The 17,163-nt window shown below is 67.7% G+C and carries 20 protein-coding genes; 12 read left to right on the forward strand and 8 right to left on the reverse strand.

Going from position 1 to position 17,163, the window contains the following annotated elements:
- Positions 1–76 precede the first annotated feature (76 nt).
- The 8 genes from VF716_RS16345 (at position 77) to VF716_RS16380 (ending at position 6,107) form a co-directional block, all read left to right on the forward strand.
- Positions 77–661 carry a helix-turn-helix transcriptional regulator gene (locus tag VF716_RS16345; protein ID WP_014595614.1) on the forward strand — a complete coding sequence of 195 codons (585 nt, stop codon included), beginning with the start codon at positions 77–79 and terminating at the stop codon, positions 659–661.
- A 195-nt stretch (positions 662–856) separates the two neighbouring features.
- Positions 857–1,348, forward strand: coding sequence for a curli production assembly protein CsgB (locus tag VF716_RS16350; protein ID WP_014595613.1), 492 nt, complete (start codon positions 857–859; stop codon positions 1,346–1,348).
- A gap of 17 nt (positions 1,349–1,365) precedes the next feature.
- Positions 1,366–2,247, forward strand: a complete 882-nt coding sequence (locus VF716_RS16355; protein WP_014595612.1) for a hypothetical protein — start codon at positions 1,366–1,368, stop codon at positions 2,245–2,247.
- Between the two features lie 44 nt (positions 2,248–2,291).
- Entirely contained in the window at positions 2,292–2,702 is a 411-nt protein-coding gene (locus tag VF716_RS16360) for a hypothetical protein (RefSeq protein WP_014595611.1), read from the forward strand.
- A gap of 133 nt (positions 2,703–2,835) precedes the next feature.
- Positions 2,836–3,441 (forward strand): outer membrane beta-barrel protein, encoded by a 606-nt coding sequence (locus VF716_RS16365; protein WP_013981528.1) that lies wholly within the window; start codon positions 2,836–2,838, stop codon positions 3,439–3,441.
- 74 nt (positions 3,442–3,515) lie between these two features.
- Entirely contained in the window at positions 3,516–4,193 is a 678-nt protein-coding gene (locus VF716_RS16370; protein ID WP_011911625.1) for a response regulator, read from the forward strand.
- Positions 4,190–5,587 carry an ATP-binding protein gene (locus VF716_RS16375; RefSeq protein WP_013981527.1) on the forward strand — a complete coding sequence of 466 codons (1,398 nt, stop codon included), beginning with the start codon at positions 4,190–4,192 and terminating at the stop codon, positions 5,585–5,587. The genes VF716_RS16370 and VF716_RS16375 overlap by 4 nt, the downstream gene beginning before the upstream one ends.
- A 76-nt stretch (positions 5,588–5,663) precedes the next feature.
- Entirely contained in the window at positions 5,664–6,107 is a 444-nt protein-coding gene (locus VF716_RS16380) for a ketosteroid isomerase-related protein (RefSeq protein ID WP_014595610.1), read from the forward strand.
- On the opposite strand, the gene VF716_RS16385 is transcribed toward VF716_RS16380, so the two are convergent.
- From VF716_RS16385 to VF716_RS16420, 8 genes are read right to left on the reverse strand one after another with little or no spacing between them, the layout of a single operon-like run.
- On the reverse strand, positions 6,108–7,757 hold the full coding sequence (locus tag VF716_RS16385; protein WP_111481896.1) for a complex I subunit 5 family protein: 1,650 nt from the start codon (positions 7,755–7,757) through the stop codon (positions 6,108–6,110).
- Positions 7,754–9,250: a complex I subunit 5 family protein gene (locus tag VF716_RS16390; protein WP_011911620.1), complete on the reverse strand. Its 1,497-nt coding sequence runs from the start codon at positions 9,248–9,250 to the stop codon at positions 7,754–7,756. The genes VF716_RS16385 and VF716_RS16390 overlap by 4 nt, the downstream gene beginning before the upstream one ends.
- Entirely contained in the window at positions 9,247–10,671 is a 1,425-nt protein-coding gene (locus VF716_RS16395) for a complex I subunit 5 family protein (RefSeq protein WP_440552799.1), read from the reverse strand. Before VF716_RS16395 ends, VF716_RS16390 begins: the two co-directional genes overlap by 4 nt.
- The gene (locus VF716_RS16400) at positions 10,668–10,949 is read right to left on the reverse strand and encodes an NADH-quinone oxidoreductase subunit K (protein ID WP_013981524.1); all 282 of its coding nucleotides are present in this window, start codon (positions 10,947–10,949) and stop codon (positions 10,668–10,670) included. Before VF716_RS16400 ends, VF716_RS16395 begins: the two co-directional genes overlap by 4 nt.
- A complete protein-coding gene (locus tag VF716_RS16405) occupies positions 10,946–11,854 on the reverse strand; it encodes a Na(+)/H(+) antiporter subunit B (RefSeq protein ID WP_125920636.1) in 909 nt (302 codons plus the stop codon). Before VF716_RS16405 ends, VF716_RS16400 begins: the two co-directional genes overlap by 4 nt.
- Positions 11,847–12,140, reverse strand: a complete 294-nt coding sequence (locus VF716_RS16410; protein WP_125868687.1) for a cation:proton antiporter — start codon at positions 12,138–12,140, stop codon at positions 11,847–11,849. Before VF716_RS16410 ends, VF716_RS16405 begins: the two co-directional genes overlap by 8 nt.
- Complete coding sequence (locus VF716_RS16415) at positions 12,133–12,384, reverse strand: monovalent cation/H+ antiporter complex subunit F (RefSeq protein ID WP_063539478.1); 252 nt, start codon at positions 12,382–12,384, stop codon at positions 12,133–12,135. The genes VF716_RS16410 and VF716_RS16415 overlap by 8 nt, the downstream gene beginning before the upstream one ends.
- Complete coding sequence (locus tag VF716_RS16420) at positions 12,384–12,875, reverse strand: Na+/H+ antiporter subunit E (RefSeq protein ID WP_440552800.1); 492 nt, start codon at positions 12,873–12,875, stop codon at positions 12,384–12,386. The genes VF716_RS16415 and VF716_RS16420 overlap by 1 nt, the downstream gene beginning before the upstream one ends.
- A 263-nt stretch (positions 12,876–13,138) precedes the next feature.
- Between VF716_RS16420 and VF716_RS16425 the strand changes: the two genes are divergently transcribed.
- The 4 genes from VF716_RS16425 to VF716_RS16440 all read left to right on the forward strand — a co-directional run bounded on the left by VF716_RS16425 (position 13,139) and on the right by VF716_RS16440 (position 17,162).
- Positions 13,139–14,815 carry a carbon starvation CstA family protein gene (locus VF716_RS16425; RefSeq protein WP_013981519.1) on the forward strand — a complete coding sequence of 559 codons (1,677 nt, stop codon included), beginning with the start codon at positions 13,139–13,141 and terminating at the stop codon, positions 14,813–14,815.
- Positions 14,812–15,078: a cory-CC-star protein gene (locus VF716_RS16430; RefSeq protein WP_013981518.1), complete on the forward strand. Its 267-nt coding sequence runs from the start codon at positions 14,812–14,814 to the stop codon at positions 15,076–15,078. Before VF716_RS16425 ends, VF716_RS16430 begins: the two co-directional genes overlap by 4 nt.
- The gene (locus VF716_RS16435) at positions 15,069–16,061 is read left to right on the forward strand and encodes an ArsA family ATPase (RefSeq protein WP_440552801.1); all 993 of its coding nucleotides are present in this window, start codon (positions 15,069–15,071) and stop codon (positions 16,059–16,061) included. Before VF716_RS16430 ends, VF716_RS16435 begins: the two co-directional genes overlap by 10 nt.
- A 93-nt stretch (positions 16,062–16,154) precedes the next feature.
- Positions 16,155–17,162: an SDR family oxidoreductase gene (locus tag VF716_RS16440; protein ID WP_049325267.1), complete on the forward strand. Its 1,008-nt coding sequence runs from the start codon at positions 16,155–16,157 to the stop codon at positions 17,160–17,162.
- The last annotated feature ends 1 nt before the right edge of the window (position 17,163 follow it).

The raw sequence follows: 17,163 nt of genomic DNA on the forward strand, positions 1-17,163 counted from the left end.
GAACATGGACGCGGATCTTACGCGGGGCAACACATCCCCAACCGTCACGCTATTAACCGGCAACGAACTGCTTGGCTTGTTCTTCCGCCACTTCCTCGGCGAACAGGCCCAGGTCGAAGTCTCCCTCGCCGGCCTGGAACCGCCGGAGCAGCATGATGCCGACCTGTTTCTGGTGGACGCCGGCCACAGCGAGGCCGAACAGATTTCCAGCCTGATCGACCAACTGGACGACCACACCCCGGTGGCACTGGTGAACATCGTCCCGGAACAGGCCGAACAGCTGGTGGAGAAACACCCGGTCATCCGTGGGGTGTTCTACAGCCACGCCACCCGCGAACACCTGCTCGAAGGCATTCGCGTCTTGCTCAAGGGCGGCGACTGGCTGCCGCGGGTGCTCACCGAGCGGCTACTGGGCCAGTGGCGGCGCATGCGCCAGCTGGCGGAAAGCAAGACCAGCCTGACGCTGCGCGAGCGGGAAATCCTCAGCCTTGCCGGCAAGGGCCTGTCCAATGCCGAGATCGCCGAGCAGCTGTGCCTCAGCCCGCACACGATCAAGAGTCATATCCACAACCTGCTGCGCAAGATCGGCGCCTCCAACCGCGCCGAGGCGGCCTACCTGCTGCGCAGCCATCTGGACTGGGATAAGTCCTGCAGCGTCTGAGCGCGGGCCGCCCCGGCAGCGCACGCCGAGCAGGCGGCACTGCCGGGGGGCGTTCGAGCTGACTGGCGCCCCATGGCACCGCTGGGATTAATCCATGAACCGCCTTATTCAGGCGGTTTTTTACATCATCCGATGGATATCCAAGGTTGCGCGCGGCGTTCAAGAATCGCCTCCACTGTCATCCGGTATCTACCAATGACCCCTTGCTCTCCGCCCCGCGCCGCACTGCTGCTGGCCCTGATCCTCAGCCTGATCGGCTCCCCGCTGCTCGCTGCCGACCTGATGGACAACGGCGACCTCGCGCCGGGCGGCATCCCGCTCGGCGCCGCACCGTCCCGACTGACACAGGCGGCCGGTGCGCAGCAGGCCTATCTGCAGCAGCTGGGTCAGGGCAACCTGGCCGAACTGCGGCAGAACGGTCAGGCGCTCAGCGCCCAGGTGCTGCAACAGGGCAGCGACCAGGAAGCCTTCATCCTGCAGCACGGGGAAGACCTGCTGGCCGTCATCGAACAGGTCGGCCACGGCAATTACGCCGAGATCCGCCAGACCGGCAGCGACAACCAGGCCAGCATCAGCCAGTACGGCGCCTACAACGACGCGCGTATCGAACAGGTCGGCGACGGCCTGCGCAGCACCGTCACGCAATATGGCTACGGCCAGCAGATCAATATCGTGCAGGGCCGCTAGAGGCCATGGAGAATCGCATGTTGAAACCCGCAGCAATCGCTACCTTGCTCGCCTTCGGCGCCACCCAGGTCATGGCGCAGAACAGCACCGAGCTGGAGCAGACGGGTACCGGCAATGTCGCCGTGCTCCAGCAGATCGGCCTGGTGCAATCCAGCGACATCGCCGTCAGCCAGGTGGGCGACTTCAATGACGCCAGTGTCACCCAGGTTGGCGAAAGCCATTTCAACGTCGCCAATCTGCAGCAGACCGGCAACCTCAACGTCGCCTCACTGGAGCAGACCTGGCGAGCCAACACCCTGACCGCCAGCAGCACCGGTGACGGCAACCAGCTCAGCGGCAGCCAGACCGGCTTCGCCGTGGCCGAGATCACCCAGCGCGGTGACAACAACTCGCTCAGCTTCAGCCAGCAGACCTACTACGAAGGTTCGCGGCTGAGCGTCAGCCAGGACGGCGTGAGCAACCAGGCCGAGATCGCGCAGGGTGACGGCAATCGCCTGGCGCTCGTGCAGGATGGCAACTACAACGACGCCGACATCCGCCAAGGCGACTACCACAACGAACTGAGCTTCACCCAGAGCGGTGACGACAACCGCCTGACCGTCGACCAGAACGGCTATGGCGGCGTCATCAGCGGCTCGTCCACCGGCAACCGCAACAGCGTGGACATCGATCAGCGTTTTGCTTCGAACCGTGCATCGGTGACACAGAACGGCGACGACAACCTGGCCAGCATCGAGCAGGGCAATTGGGGCCATCAGGCCACCATCACGCAGCTGGGCAGCGCCAACGAGGCGATGATTCGCCAGGGCTTCCCGGCGAACGACAACACGCGCCTGCCGGGCGTCGCGACGATTCATCAGAGCGGCACCGGCAACAGCGCCACCATCATCCAGCAGTAGCACCATCATCCAAGGCCACGGACCGGCTCGCAGGAACCACAAGGATGCTCGTCATGACCCTCGCCCCCTGGCTGCTGGCGGCCGCCGCCGCCGCGACAACCGACGCCCCGGTGCAGGTCCGCCTCGACCTGCAGCCCGCCGCCGCCGAGCAACGACTGACGCTCTCGCTATGCTTCAAGGGCAGCGGCCAGCAGGTCCGCTACCGTCTCAAGGTCCGCTCCAGTGGCACCGCCGGCACGGGCCAGACCACCCAGAGCGGCAGCCTGACTGCCGGCGAAAGCGAACAGTGCCCGCTGCGCAACCGGCTCGGCATCGCCGCCGATACCGCCGTGGAGGCCGAACTGCAGTGGTGGATCGATGATCAGGAGCAGCCGACGCTGCTCGAGCGCTATCCGCCGCGCGGCGGCGACAGCGACGAAGAGCCCGATCCGGACCAGCCGCAACAGCTGGCCTGAAGGTCGCGACCGACCAATGGCAGCCCATGGGGCATCCGTTCAGCGCAGGTTCAGGCAAGGTTCAGTCTGGGTTCAGTGATACCCGTTCAGGCTAGGGGCCGTCAGTATCCCGCTGCCTGAAAAGGAGTCACCGATGAAAAAACTCAGCACCCTGGCCATCGCCACCACCTTCGGCATCTTCAGCCTCGGCACCCATGCCGCCGAGAACTTCGCCGGTTTCACCTGGGGCGAAAGCACCGTCAATACCGACCGTTCCAGCTCGCTGAAGCAGAACATGGACGGCAAGAACCGCTTCGATGACGTGATCAAGAACAGCGGCACCTGGGGCGTGCGCGCCGGTCAGATGACCGACGAAGGCCGCTACTACATGACCTACGAGAACGTTTCGGACGACTACGGCAGCAGCCTCAAGCTGCGTCAGCAGAACCTGATCGGCAGCTACGACATGTTCGTCCCGCTGGGCGACACCACCCGCCTGTTCGGCGGTGCCAGCGCCGGTCTGACCAAGCTGGAGAACGAGTCCAAGGGCTACAGCCGTGACACCGACATCGGCTACCTGGTCGGCCTGCAGGCCGGTATCCTGCAGAAGCTCGGCGACAACACCTCGGTGGAAGCCGGTTACCGCTACCTGCGCAGCAACGCCGGTACCGAGGTCTCCGAGCGTGGGGTCGGCAAGCTGGGCTCGATCGACGTGCACAGCAGCAAGCAGGCCTACCTGGGTCTGAACTATCACTTCTGATGGCGTTTCGCTGACAGAATGTCGAACGACGGCCGGGACAAACCCGGCCGTTTTTTGCACTGGGAGCACAAAACATGAAAGTGCTGGTGGTGGAAGACGAGGCGCTGCTGCGTCACCACTTGCAGACGCGGCTCGGTGAAAGCGGGCATATCGTCGATGCCGTGCCCAATGCCGAAGAAGCGCTGTATCAGACCCACGAATTCAATCATGACCTTGCCGTCATCGACCTCGGCCTGCCGGGCATCAGCGGGCTGGATCTGATCCGCCAGCTGCGCAGCCGCGGCAAGACCTTTCCGATCCTGATCCTCACGGCCCGCGGCAACTGGCAGGACAAGGTCGAGGGGCTGGCGGCCGGCGCCGATGACTATGTGGTCAAGCCGTTCCAGTTCGAGGAACTGGAAGCCCGGCTGAACGCCCTGCTGCGCCGTTCCAGCGGCTTCACCCAGGCCACCATCGAAGCCGGCCCGCTGCTGCTGGACCTCAACCGCAAACAGGCCACGGCCAACGGCGAGCCGCTGGCGCTGACCGCCTACGAATACCGCATCCTCGAGTACCTGATGCGTCATCAGCAGCAGGTGGTGGCCAAGGAGCGGCTGATGGAACAGCTCTACAGCGGCGACGAGGAGCGCGATCCAAACGTGATCGAGGTGCTGGTCGGACGGCTACGTCGCAAGCTCGAGGCGCAGTGCGCGATGAAACCCATCGAAACCGTACGCGGCCTCGGCTATCTGTTCACCGAGCGCTGCCGATGAGCCGACGCTGGCGCCGGCTGCAGGCGCGCGTGCGAACCCGCCTGACCGGCGCGATGTCGCTGCGCCTGCGGCTGATGCTCGGCGCCGCGAGCCTGGCCGCGCTGTTCATGCTGGCACTGCTGCCCGCACTGCAGGGCGCCTTCAGCCTGACCTTCGAGAAGGTCATCGAACAGCGCCTGGCGGCCGATGCCAGCACCCTGATCACCGCCGCCCAGGTCGAAGGCGGCCGGCTGCAGATGCCCGAGCGGTTGCCGGACGAGGAGTTCGACCTGCCGGATGCACAGCTGCTCGGCTTCATCTACGACCGCCGCGGCGAGCTGATCTGGCATTCCCGCTCGGCTGCCGACGAGCGCATCGACTACCGTCCGCGCTATGAGGGTGGCGCCACCGAATTCCTGCGGGTGCGCGATGCCGATGGTGTGGAGTACTTCGTCTACGACGTGGAACTGCACCTGGCCGGTAGCCGCGACAACGCCTTCAGCTTCGTCACCATGCAGCCAACCAGCGAATACCTCAGCCTGTTCGAGGAATTTCGCCGACAGCTCTATCTCTGGCTGGGCAGCGGTCTGCTGGTGCTGCTGGCGCTGCTCTGGCTAGGCCTGACCTGGGGCTTTCGCACGCTCAAGCGGGTCAGCGCCGAACTCGACCAGGTCGAAGCCGGGCAGCGCGAGCGACTGAGCGACGACCACCCGCGCGAACTGCTGCGCCTGACCCGCTCGCTGAACCGCCTGCTGGACAGCGAGCGTCGCCAGCGCGAGCAGTACCGCAACTCCCTGGGCGATCTGGCGCACAGCCTGAAAACCCCGCTCAGCGTGCTGCAGGGCGTCGGCGAGACGCTCTCGGCGCAGAGCCAGAGCCGCGAGCAGGCGCAGGTGATGCAGGCGCAGATCGAGCGCATGAGCCAGCAGATCGGCTATCAGCTGCAGCGTGCCAGCCTCGGCAAGAGCGGCCTGGTGCGCCACCGGGTCGAACTGCGGCCGTTGCTCGACAGCCTGTGCAGCACGCTGGACAAGGTCTATCGCGACAAGCGCGTGCAGATCGACGTGCAGCTGGTCGAGCCCTGTGTCGTACCGATGGAACAGGGCGCGCTGATGGAGCTGCTCGGCAACCTGCTGGAAAACGCCTACCGGCTGTGCCTTGGACAGATTCGCATCAGCGCCCGTACGCATGACGGCGACCTGCTGCTGGGCATCGAGGACGACGGCCCCGGCGTGCCGGTGGACCAGCGCGCACGGATCATCCGTCGCGGCGAACGCCTCGACGCCCAGCATCCCGGCCAGGGCATCGGCCTGGCCGTGGTCAAGGACATTCTCGACAGCTACGGCGGCGAACTCAGCCTGGGCGAGTCGCCCCTGGGCGGCGCGGCTTTCCAGGTACGGCTGCGCGCCGACTGAACGAACGGCACTCCCGTTGCGTCCCGGCCGCTGCTAGAGTTCGCTACCGAGCCACCTGCAGCCTCATGGAACGCGCATGTCACTGGATGACCGCAAGAAACTCGTCCGTCAGCACATCGACCTGACCTGGAACCGCGGGCACCTGGCGCTCGCCGAGCATCTGCACAGCAAGGATTTTCTCTACAAGAGCTCCTTTATCGGCCGGCCGCTGGTCAGTGCCGAGTTTCTCGACATGGTCCGACAGATCCGTCACGCCATGCCGGAGCTGGAAGTGGTGGTCGAAGAATGCATCGCCGAAGGCAACCGGGTGGTCACCTGGAGCACGCTGATCGGCACCATCGAGCATGCGGCGTTCGGCTACCCGCCCAGCGACAAGGTGCTGAGCATCTCCGCCATGGCGTTCTGGTCCATCACCCCGACGCAGCAGGTGCAGGAGATCTGCACCATGTTCGACATGGAAAGCTTCCGCGCCCAGCTGGGCCTGGATACCCGCCCCTACGCCGACAAGGCGTTGCCCTGATCACCACCACCAGCCCAGCCAGAGCAACAGCACCAGCAGCCAGGCGCTGAGGGTCAGCGCGCCGCCTTCCCAGCGGCGATTCCAGCGCCGTTCACGCTGTCGCCAGCGGCTCCCATCGAGGCGGACCGACGGCTCGGGCAATGGCGGCTGCCGCAGCAGCCGGGTCAGCGCCAGCGAAGCCAACAGTGCCGGATTCGGCAGCCGGGCCAGGCGCGCCGGCACACGCCAGTGGCGCTGCCGGGCCAGCCCCGCCAGCACGACGGCCAGCAGCAATGGCCACAGCGCTGCCCACAGGCCGGCCGGATACAACCCCGCCAGCAACGGCTCGCGCAGGGCCGACCACAGCCAAGGCAGCGCCACCGACGCCAGGCTGAGCAGCGCCCAGGGCAGCCATTGCCCGGCCGCCGGTGGTGCGCTGGCATGTTGCTGGTCGCGCCACATCAGCCAGAGCGCGCGCAACAGCAACAGCGCGGTGGCGAAGCTGGCCAGCGTCAGCCAGGGCGCCCAGGCGGCGAAAAGGCTGTCGTGCAGGGCGTCCTTGAACAGGTATTTCACCGCCGCCCCGCTGGTCAGCGGCGCCCCCATGATCGCCAGCGCCGGCAGGACCAGCAGCAGCCAGCCCGGGCGTGGCAGGCGCCCCTCGTGCACCATCCCGGCGGCCAGGAACAGCGCACCCTTGGCCAGCCCGTGATGTACGCCGAACAGCACCAGCAGCGTGAGCAGCGCGGGGGACGGCGCCTCGAGGCTCCAGGCCAGCGCCAGGACCATCAGCAGCCAGCCCATCTGGCTCACCGACGACCAGGCCAGCACAGCCTTGGACTTGCCGGCACAGAGTCCCAGCGCCGCGGCATAGAGCGCACCGAACAGGCCGATCAGAAGCAGCGGCATGCTCCAGGCGGTCAGCGTCGGGTCGGTCTCCGGCACGCAGCGCCAGATGCCGAGGATGCCGGCCTTGAGCATCGCCCCGGAGAGCACCGCGCTGGCCGGCGCCGGCGCCTCGGGGTGGGCCAGCGGCAGCCAGACGTGCAGCGGCCAGAAGCCGGCCTTCAGGCCGAGGCCGAGCAGCAGCAGGGCCAGGGTCAGATGATCGATCGGTTGTGCCTGCCAGCTGGCGAAGTCGAAGGCCTGGCCGGTGGAATGGGTGCGCAACAGCAGACCGGCGAGCAGCAGCATCTCACCACAGATCGCCAGCTGCAGATACAGCCGGCCGGCGCGCCGCGGTCCCGGGCCGCCACGGTGGACGATCATCCCGTAGGCGGACAGGCTCATGGCACTGAAGCCGAGGTAGAAACTCAGCGCGTCGGTGGCGATGATCAGTAACAGGTTGCCGGCCAGAGCGAGCTGCCAGAACGCCCAAAAGCGCAACCGACGCGGGTCCCGGCTCAGGCTGCTGTTGGCGAAAACTGCTGCGCAGCCCCAGAGCAATGCGGAAAAACCCAGCCAGGCGCGGGTCAGCGAATCGCTGCCGCCCCAGCGTACGCCTTCCCACAGCCAGGGCAGTTCGAGCGCCGCCGGGGGCTGCAGCGCCACCAGCAACGCCGGCACGCAGGCCAGCCACAACCACGGCAGGCTGCGTTCACGCAGGCACAGCAGCAGCACGCCGCCGAGCAACGGCGCGAATGGCACCAGCAACCACAGCCAGGCATTCATATGGCGAACTCCCGCTCGACGATCAACTGGCTCCAGCCCAGCGGGCTGAGCGCCGTGGCGGCCAGCAACCCGACCAGCAGCGACAGCAGCGCGGTGAGCAGGGGCGGTAGCAGCAGCATCCAGTGAGTCTCGAAGCGCTCGCCGGCCCAACGGTCCTCGTGCCAGTCGGCCGGCTCGGCGAACCAGCCGCGCCACAGCAGCGGCAGGAAGTAGGCGGCGTTGAGCAGCGCGGAGCCGAGCAGCACCAGCAGCACCCAGTCCTGCCCGACCTCCAGCGCGCCGAGGCCCAGCGTCCATTTGCTGATGAAGCCGGCGATTGGCGGAATGCCGATCATGCCCAGCGCACCGATGGAGAACGCCGCCATGGTCCAGGGCATGCGTCGGCCAACGCCATCCATCTCGCGGATACGGTGAATCCCCAGGGTTTCGGCGAAGTTGCCCGCACAATAGAACAGCGTCACCTTCATCAGCCCCTGATGCACCAGATGCACCAGGCCGCCCACCGCGGCGATCGGTCCGAGCAGCGCGACGCCCAGCGTCACGTAGGACACCTGACTGATGGTCGAGTAGGCCAGGCGCTTCTTCAGCTCCTGCTGCTGCAAGGCGCGCAGCGAGCCGTAGAGGATGGTGGCCGCGGCCAGCCAGAGCAGCGGCCTGGTGAGATCCAGCCGGGTCAGCGCTTCGGCACCAAAGACGTCATAGACCACCCGCACGATACCGAACGCCCCCGCCTTCACCACCGCCACCGCATGCAACAGCGCACTGACCGGCGCCGGCGCGACCATCGCCTGCGGCAGCCAGCCATGCAGCGGGATCAGCGCGGCCTTCACCCCAAGCCCGAGAATCAGCAGGACGAAGGCCACCTGCAGCGGCACCTCGTGCTCGTCGACCTGCTCCAGCAGATAGCCGGCGGCCTGGAAATCCGGCGTGCCGGCCAGGCTGTGCAGCAGCCCCACCCCCATCAGCACCAGCGTGCCGCCGCCCACCGTATAGGCCAGGTAGACGCGCCCGGCGGTCAGCGACTCCGGCGTGCCGCGGTGCACCACCAGTGGGAAGGTGGCCAGGGTCAGCAGCTCGTAGAACAGCAGAAAGCTGACCAGGTTGCCCGCCAGCGCCAGGCCCACGGTGGCGCTGACGCACAGGCTGAAATAGCCGAAGAAGCGCGAGCGCAGCGGCGAGTTTTCCAGGTAGCCGATGGCGTAGATGGTGGTCGCCGCCCAGAGCAGCGAGGACAGCGCGACGAACAGCAGTGACAACGCATCGGCCTGCAGCACCAGCGGTGCGCCTGGCAGCAGCGGCACACTGAAACGATACTCGCTGCCCTGGCTGACGCCGTAGAGCATGCCGCCGACCAGCAGCAGCTTGAGCGTCACGCCGAGCAGGTTGAGCGTGACCCGCAGGCGCTGCTGGTCCTCGCGCAGGGCGAAGATCACCAGGCCCGGCAATAGCGAGCTGAGTACGATGCCGAGCGGCAGCAGGCCGTGCCAGTTCATCGTCCGAGCCCCCCGAGCCAGAGCAGCAGCGGCTCGCTGATCAGCGCCAACCCCCAGACCAGCAACGCCGGCAGCAGCGCCAGCCACTGCGCCAGGCGATCGGGATGGATGCTCGGCGAATTGGGCCGCGCGCGATCGAAGCCATGGGCCACCACGCGGAATACGTAGGCGGCCGACATCAGCGTGCCGAACAGCACGCCCAGCGCCCACGGCCAGTGCTGCGGCTGTTCGAACAGCGGCTGCAGCAGCAACCATTTGGCCAGAAAGCCGCCGCTGGGCGGCAGGCCCACCAGGCTGCCGCCGGCCACGGCGAACGCGGCCAGGGCGATCGGCACGTTCTGACTGGCGCCCTTCATGCCCTTGACCCGCTTGCTGCCGAGAATGGTCTGCAACTCGCCAGCGGCGAGAAACATCGACACCTTGGCCAGCCCATGGGCCAGCACGAACAGCCACAGCGCCGCATGCAGCCGCGGCTCGGGCAGATGCAACAGCAGGCCGAGGGCCAGCAGCGCATAGCCCAGCTGGGCAACCGTGGAATAGGCCACCAGCGTCTTCAGCCGCGGCGCGCGCAGCGCCGACCAGCCACCGGCGACCAGCGCCAGCACCCCGGCAGTGCCGAACAGCAGGCCGGCGTCGCGGCCGAATTCAGCCGGGGCAATCTCGCTCCAGATCAGCCAGAGGATGTACAGCGGCCCCTTGACCACCAGCGCCGAAAGCAGCGCGCTGACCGCTGTCGGCGCCGCGGCGTGGGCTGGCGGCAACCACAGGTGCAACGGCCAGAGCGCGGCCTTGAGCATCAGCCCCACGCTCATCAGCAGCAGCGCCAGACGGGTCGCGCCGTCGGCCTCGCTCAGGCGCGCCAGCAGGGCCAGATCGAGCAGCCCGTAGCGCCCGTAGAGCAGCGCCACACCGAGCAGGTAGGCCAGCGAGCCGGCCAGCGACAGCAGCAGATAGTTCAGCGCCGGCTTCCAAGCTTTACGCCCGGCCAGCGACACCAGCGCCACGGCCACCAGACTGAGCAGTTCCAGGGTCACGTAGAGGTTGAACAGATCGGCCGACAGCCACAGCGCCGCCAGCGCCGCATGCAGCAGGCAGGACAGCGGCCAGTAGTCCGCCTTGCCGGTGGCATGGGCGATGCGCGCGGCATACAGCGCCACCAGCAGGTGCAGCCCGGCGGTGAACACCAGCAACAGCGCGGCCAGGGGCGTCAGGCGGAAACGAATCGCCAGCCCGGCCTCCCAGCCACCGATGAACAGGCTGCGTTCGCCATGATCGAGCACCACCTGCAGCGCCATGATCGCCGCCAGCAGCGCGCCGAGGCTCAGCGCGATCACCCAGCGCCCGCCGCGGGCCGGGCGCAGCAGGATCAGCAACAGGCCGCCGCCCAGGGGCAGCAGCAGGCTGGCCAACGCGGCGTTCATCGCTCGTGCTCCTTCGCTGCGGCCAGCGCACTGCTCAGCCGCAGCGCCAGCGCGGTGGCACTCACCGCCACCACCAGCCCGGTGACCACCAGCGCCACCAGCAGCGGGTCGCTCGGATCATGACGCGCCGCCAGGGCAATCATCACCAGGAACACGCCACTGCCCATCAGGTTGATCGCGATGATCCGCCGCAGGGCATGACGCAGCGTCAGCAGACCATGCAGGCCGAGCAGCCAGAGGGCGAAACCGATGGCGATCCAGAACAGCGTGGCGTTCATGACTGCGGCTCCGGATCGTCGCCGATCACCAGCAGGCTCAGGCTGGCGGCGATGGATAGCGTCGCCGTGGCCTCGATGAAGACGATCAGCGGCTTGGCCCAGCCGACCGGGTAGTGCAGCCAGCCATCGCCGAACCAGGCGCAGGCGGCGGCCACGCCGACGAACAGCAGCAGCCCGATCAGCACCAGCAGACGCAGCGGCCAGAAACTCCAGTACAGCGCCGGCAGCGCACCCGCCAGGCGCAGCAGGACGATGCCGGAAGCCAGCAGCGCGCCAGCCTGAAATGCGCCACCCGGCGAGGCCGCACCGCGCCAGAGCACATAGCCACCGGCGAGCACCAGCAGCGGCGCGAGGGTGCGGCCCCAGGCGCGCAACAATGGCCAGGGCTCGCTCAGCTGCGGCTGCAGCGTGCCGAGCTGGCGCGCGCCAAGCAACGCCAGTAGCAGCACCGCCAGTTCCAGCAAGGTGTCCCAGGCACGGAAGTTCAGCAGCACCGCCGTCACCGGATGCTCGACGCCGCTCTGCGCCAGCGCAGCATCGATCTGCGTCGGCACGCTCGGCTGCAATTCGGCCAGCGGCGCCAGCTGCGGCAACACCATCAACAAGAGCGGCAGCAGCACCGCCACCGCAGCCAGGCGCCGGCGGCGCGACAGACTCGGTTCGCTGCTGGCCCGGGGCTGGCGCGCCAGCGCGGCGAACAGCAGCACACCGGTCAACCCGGCACCGATGGCGGCTTCGGCCAGCGCCAGGTCGGCGGCTCCCAGCCGCGCCCAGACCAGCGCCAGCACCAGGCCGAAGGCGATGAACAGCAACACGCCGGCATACAGCTGGCGCACATGCAGCGCGCCGCCGGCCAGACCGAGCAGCAACAGGCCGAGCACTGCATCCAGCAGCCAGTCAGTCATCCTCGCCCTCCTCGCCGGCCTGGCGCGCCAGCAACTGGCAGGCGGTGGCACCGGAGGCCAGCACCAGCAGCCAGATCAGCAGCATCTGCGCCACTTCCAACAGGCTGGTCGCACGCACCGCGAGCCCGGCGACCACCAGGCCGAGGCCGAGGGTATCGGCCTTGGTCAGCGCATGCAGCCGGCTCAGGGTATCGGGAAAGCGCAGCAGGCCGACGCTGCCAGCAAAGAAGAACAGCAGGCCGCCGGCCAAGAGCAGCCAGCTGAAGACACTCAGCAGCTCATTCATGGCGACTGCGCCGCAACAGTTGCACCAGCGCGGCGCTGACGATCGCCGCCAGCAGTGCCAGCACCAGCGCCGCATCGCGCAACGCCGGAGCGCCCTGCCACTGCGCCAGCACCAGCAACAGCGCGGTGCCAGTGGTGCCGAACAGCTGCACGGCGAGCAACCTGTCGACCCGGCCGGGTCCGAGCAGCACGCGCCAAAGCCCGACCAACAAGGTCAGCAGCAGGAGCGCCGCGAAGACCGCCATCACGACGCATCCCCTGCAGCGAGCAGCTGATCGAGGCGTTGCTCCAGCTCATCGACGGCGGCCTGCCAGGGCTGGCGCTCGTCCAGCACGTGCACCCACATCCGTTCGCCCTCGATACGCGAAGCCAGTGTGCCGGGCAGCAGCCCGACCATCGCCGACAGCAGCAGGCGTACCCGCGGCGAACGGCTGCTGAAGGCGTAGGGATGCCACGCCGGCTGCAGTGGGCAGCTCGGCCGCAGGGCACGGAGGGCCACGTCCCAGCCACCCAGCAACATGTGCTTGAGAAACAGACCGACAAACGCCGGCAGCGCAGCCAGCCGGATAGTCAGCGGCCGCAACCCAAGCCAGAGGCTCAGGGCGACCGCCAGCAGCACCGTCGGCGCACCCAGCAACCAACCCTGCCCGGCGGCGAACAGGGCCCAGAGCGCGGTGTAGATCAGCAACCAGAAGAGCGCGTCGGCAGCTCCGCGACGCAGTGTGGCCTGAGTCATCACATCCTCCATGGCAGTCCGATCTTTGTAACAAGTCGAGGCCAAGAGTTCGCCGCTGTCCACAGGCGGCGGCGAAAAGCCTTGTATCAGCAGATTGCCGCTGGGCTTGCCCGCGCGCCCGCTCGCGCGCGGGCGGAACGTCCGTGGCGAGCGCTGGTCTGTCCCCTGAGGCCGCGGCGTGGACGCCCGGTCATAACAATCACCCCATGAGGGCCAAACAGGACTGCGTGTCGCCGGCGAGCGGCACGCCGAGGAATCCCCAGATGAGTGCAATCGCGTTGTTGCTGGTCGGCCTGGGCGCCATGGCGCTGGGCTACGTCTTCTACTCCCAGTTCATCGCCGAACGAATCTACCGGCTCGATCCCAACTATCGGACGCCCGCGCACACCATGCGCGACGGCGTGGACTACGTACCGACCAACAAATTCGTGCTCTGGGGCCACCACTTCACCTCGGTGGCCGGCGCCGCGCCCATCGTCGGCCCGGCCATCGCGGTGATCTGGGGCTGGGGTCCGGCCTTCGCCTGGGTGGTCTTCGGCACCATCTTCTTCGCTGGTGTGCATGACTTCGGTGCGCTCTGGGCCAGCGCCCGCAGCCGCGGCCAGTCGGTGGGCATGCTCAGTGGTCGGCTGATCGGCTCGCGCGGGCGCAGTCTGTTCCTGGTGGTGATCTTCCTCGTGCTGCTGATGGTCAACGGTGCCTTTGCCGCGGTGATCTCCAACCTGCTGGTGTCCACGCCGACCTCGGTGATCCCGGTGTGGGGCGCGATCCTGGTGGCGCTGGTGATCGGCCAGATGATCTACCGCTACAACATGAAGTTGCTCTGGCCTTCGCTGGGCGGGGTGATCGTGCTCTACGCGCTGATCCTGATCGGCAACCAGTACCCCATCGTGCTGCCGGACGAGATCATGGGCCTGTCGGCCAAGTCGCTGTGGATCCTGCTGCTGTTCGTCTACGCCGCCATCGCCTCGCTGCTGCCGGTGTGGGTGCTGCTGCAGCCGCGCGACTACATCAACGGCCTGCAACTGTTCGTCGGCCTCGGCCTGCTCTACCTGGCGGTGCTGTTCGGCGCGCCGGAGCTGGTGGCGCCGGCCTTCAACCAGGAGCTGCCGGCCGATACCCCGAGCATCGTGCCGCTGCTGTTCGTCACCATCGCCTGCGGCGCGATCTCCGGTTTCCACGGCCTGGTGGCCTCCGGCACCACCTCCAAGCAGCTGGACAAGGAAACCGACGCCCGCTTCGTCGGCTACTTCGGTGCCATGGGCGAAGGCATGCTCTCGCTGGCGGCGATCATCTGCTGCACCGCCGGCTTCGCCACCCTGACCGACTGGCAGCAGGTCTATACCGCCTTCGGCAGCGGCGGCGTCACCGCCTTCGTTCAGGGTGGCGGCACGCTGCTGGCCAACGGTCTGGGCCTGCCTGCCGAGCTTGGCGGGACCATTCTCGCAGTGATGGCGATTCTCTTCGCCGGCACCACCATGGACACCGGCCTGCGCCTGCAGCGCTTCGTCATCCAGGAAGCCGGCGAGCTGGCCGGAATGAAGGTCAACACCCTGGTGGGCACGCTGATCGCGGTCGGCGTGTGCATGGCGCTGGCCTTCGGCGCCGGCTCCGATGGCACCGGCGGCATGGTCATCTGGCCGCTGTTCGGTACCACCAACCAGCTGCTGGCCGGCCTGACCCTGGCGGTGATCACCGTCATCCTGATCAAGCTCGGCCGCTCGCCGGTGTACACCCTGGTGCCGCTGGTGTTCCTGCTGGCCATGTCGATCTACGCGCTGCTGGTGCAGATGGGCCAGTTCTACCGCGCCGAAAACTGGCTGCTGCTGGGCATGGACGTGATCATCCTGATCGCCGCACTGTGGGTCACACTCGAGGCGATCATCGCCATGCGCAAGGGCCGCGACCCGGCCGAGCGCGCCTTCGAGGCGCAGCCGTGAGCGAGCCGCTGAGCATTCTCGGCAAGGTTTCCGCGGGGCTGCGCGAGTTCTACGTCGCGCCCTATCGGCGAACCTTCGCCCGGGCCAGGCGCGACGAGGACGACCTGTTCATGCTGCTGGTGTTCAGCGAAACCCTGGGCGTGCCGAACCCGGCCGCCTGGTACACCCTGGAGCTGATGCCGGCGCTGTACGAGCGCTTCCACGACTGGCACCGGCGCATGGGAATGGAGCACTCGCCACTGGACCATATCGCATGCTGCTAGACCTGGCGGCCGAGCGTCGCGTGCTGTTCTTTGGCGGCAAGGGTGGCGTCGGCAAGACCACCGTGGCCGCCGCCACCGCCCTCGCCCAGGCGCGGGCCGGGCGCCGCGTGCTGCTGGTCTCCACCGATCCGGCACACAACCTCGGGCACCTCTGGCAGCGCCCGGTGGGCCCGCAGAAGGTGCGCCTGGCGGCCGGGCTCGACGGCCTGGAGCTGGACCCGGAACTCACCGTGCAGCAGCACCTCGAGGACGTCGGCGCCGCCCTGCGCAAGCTGATGCCGGCGCACCTGGCCGGCGAAGTGGACAAGCACATGGCGCTGTCGCGCGATGCCCCTGGAATGCACGAGGCGGCGCTGCTCGAACGCATCGCCGAGACGCTGGAGCAGGGCCTGGCGGACTACGACCTGCTGGTGTTCGATACCGCCCCGTCCGGGCACACGGCACGGCTGATGGCGCTGCCGGAAATGATGAGCGCCTGGACCGAAGGCCTGCTGCGCCGGCAGGAGCGCGGCTCGCGCTTCAGCCAGGTGTTGAAGAACCTCGGCCAGGATGATCGCGGCTTCGGCCAGTCCATACTCGGCCAGGGCGATGGCGAGGCTGCGCCGGATCGCGACAGTCGTATTCGCCAGATCCTCGACCGTCGCCGCGAGCGCTTCAACCGGCTGCGCGAGGTGCTCGGTGATGCGCAGCAGTGCGCGTTCGTCATCGTGCTCGCCGCCGAGCGGCTGCCGGTGCTGGAAACCATCGAACTGCATGCGCAGCTGCAGCGCGCCGGCACGCCGGTCGGCGCGCTGGTGGTGAACAAGCGCTCGCCGGCCGATGCCGGCGCCTTTCTCGCCGAACGCCACGCCCTGGAAGAACAGCATCTCGCCACCCTGCGCCAGGCGCTGGGCCAGCTACCACTGCTGGAGCTCCCGCTTTTGCCCGGTGACGTGGTCGGCGAAGCGTCGCTGGAGGCCTTCGCCCGCAGGCTGGTCGACTGACCCGGACCGCCCGTCACACCGACTGAACGGCCTCGTCGCGCCCTTTTCCATACGCCATGCCATATCCATTGCAAAGCGCGACAGGAGGGTTCCATGAAGCTGCATCTCAAACCCCTGAACCAACAGGTCATCGTCATCACCGGCGGCTCCAGCGGCATCGGTCTGGCCACCGCACGCATGGCCGTCGAGCAGGGCGCCCGCGTGGCGCTGATCTCCCGCAACGAGGAAGCACTGGCGCAGATCGAACAACAGCTGGGCGCCGGCGAACGGGTCATGCACGTGGTGGCCGATGTCGGTGAGCGCGAGCCGCTGCAACATGCTGCCGACCAGGTGATCGAGCGTTTCGGCGGCTTCGACACCTGGATCAACAACGCCGGATCATCGGTCTGGGGTCGCCTCGGCGACGTCAGCGACGAGGATCACCAGCGCGTCATGCAGACCAACTTCTGGGGCACCTTCTATGGCTCCAGCATCGCCGCGGCGCATCTGCGCCCACGTGGCGGCTCGATCATCAACATAGGCAGCCTGGAGTCGGTGGTGGCGCTGCCCTTCCACGCCAGCTACAGCGCCAGCAAGCACGCGGTGAAGGCGCTGACCGACGTGCTGCGGCTGGAGATGGAACAGGATCGCGCCCCGGTCTCGGTGACGCTGGTGCGGCCGGTGGCGACCGATACGCCATTCATGGATCACTCGAAGAACGAGCTGGAGAGCGCACCGAACTTCCCACCGCCGGTGTACGCGCCGGAGGTGGTCGCCCAGGCCATCCTGCATGCGGCCGAACACCCACAGCGCGACGTCTACATCGGCAACGGCAAGCTGCTCAGCCGCCTCGAACAGAATGCGCCGCGCCTGGTGGACTGGCTGCGCCGCCGCTTCATCGCCCCGACAATCGTCAGCGGCCGTCCGGATGCCAACCGTCGCGGCCAACTGCACGAAGCCGACAGCAGCCAGGGCGGCGCCGGGCATGCCCATGGCGCCTATCCCGGAGTGGTACTGCAGCACAGCCTGTATACCCGCGCCTCGCAACACCCGGTGGCGACCACCGCCGCCCTGGCGCTGGGCGCGCTGACGGTGTTCTCGTTGCTGCGCCGCCGCGGCTGAT

This window comes from Stutzerimonas sp. Brlt_14 (genome assembly GCF_051948915.1).
Lineage (GTDB): Bacteria > Pseudomonadota > Gammaproteobacteria > Pseudomonadales > Pseudomonadaceae > Stutzerimonas > Stutzerimonas stutzeri.

Excerpts from the sequence above, each read along its gene's own strand:
- VF716_RS16360 (WP_014595611.1), top strand. The coding sequence starts at position 2,292 with ATGCTCGTCATGACCCTCGCCCCCTGGCTGCTGGCGGCCGCCGCCGCC.
- VF716_RS16365 (WP_013981528.1), top strand. The coding sequence starts at position 2,836 with ATGAAAAAACTCAGCACCCTGGCCATCGCCACCACCTTCGGCATCTTC.
- VF716_RS16355 (WP_014595612.1), top strand. The coding sequence starts at position 1,366 with ATGTTGAAACCCGCAGCAATCGCTACCTTGCTCGCCTTCGGCGCCACC.
- VF716_RS16395 (WP_440552799.1), bottom strand. The coding sequence starts at position 10,671 with ATGAACGCCGCGTTGGCCAGCCTGCTGCTGCCCCTGGGCGGCGGCCTG.
- VF716_RS16415 (WP_063539478.1), bottom strand. The coding sequence starts at position 12,384 with ATGGCGGTCTTCGCGGCGCTCCTGCTGCTGACCTTGTTGGTCGGGCTT.
- VF716_RS16385 (WP_111481896.1), bottom strand. The coding sequence starts at position 7,757 with ATGAATGCCTGGCTGTGGTTGCTGGTGCCATTCGCGCCGTTGCTCGGC.
- VF716_RS16390 (WP_011911620.1), bottom strand. The coding sequence starts at position 9,250 with ATGAACTGGCACGGCCTGCTGCCGCTCGGCATCGTACTCAGCTCGCTA.
- VF716_RS16440 (WP_049325267.1), top strand. The coding sequence starts at position 16,155 with ATGAAGCTGCATCTCAAACCCCTGAACCAACAGGTCATCGTCATCACC.
- VF716_RS16405 (WP_125920636.1), bottom strand. The coding sequence starts at position 11,854 with ATGACTGACTGGCTGCTGGATGCAGTGCTCGGCCTGTTGCTGCTCGGT.
- VF716_RS16375 (WP_013981527.1), top strand. The coding sequence starts at position 4,190 with ATGAGCCGACGCTGGCGCCGGCTGCAGGCGCGCGTGCGAACCCGCCTG.
- VF716_RS16435 (WP_440552801.1), top strand. The coding sequence starts at position 15,069 with ATGCTGCTAGACCTGGCGGCCGAGCGTCGCGTGCTGTTCTTTGGCGGC.
- VF716_RS16350 (WP_014595613.1), top strand. The coding sequence starts at position 857 with ATGACCCCTTGCTCTCCGCCCCGCGCCGCACTGCTGCTGGCCCTGATC.
- VF716_RS16420 (WP_440552800.1), bottom strand. The coding sequence starts at position 12,875 with ATGACTCAGGCCACACTGCGTCGCGGAGCTGCCGACGCGCTCTTCTGG.
- VF716_RS16425 (WP_013981519.1), top strand. The coding sequence starts at position 13,139 with ATGAGTGCAATCGCGTTGTTGCTGGTCGGCCTGGGCGCCATGGCGCTG.
- VF716_RS16400 (WP_013981524.1), bottom strand. The coding sequence starts at position 10,949 with ATGAACGCCACGCTGTTCTGGATCGCCATCGGTTTCGCCCTCTGGCTG.
- VF716_RS16380 (WP_014595610.1), top strand. The coding sequence starts at position 5,664 with ATGTCACTGGATGACCGCAAGAAACTCGTCCGTCAGCACATCGACCTG.
- VF716_RS16410 (WP_125868687.1), bottom strand. The coding sequence starts at position 12,140 with ATGAATGAGCTGCTGAGTGTCTTCAGCTGGCTGCTCTTGGCCGGCGGC.
- VF716_RS16370 (WP_011911625.1), top strand. The coding sequence starts at position 3,516 with ATGAAAGTGCTGGTGGTGGAAGACGAGGCGCTGCTGCGTCACCACTTG.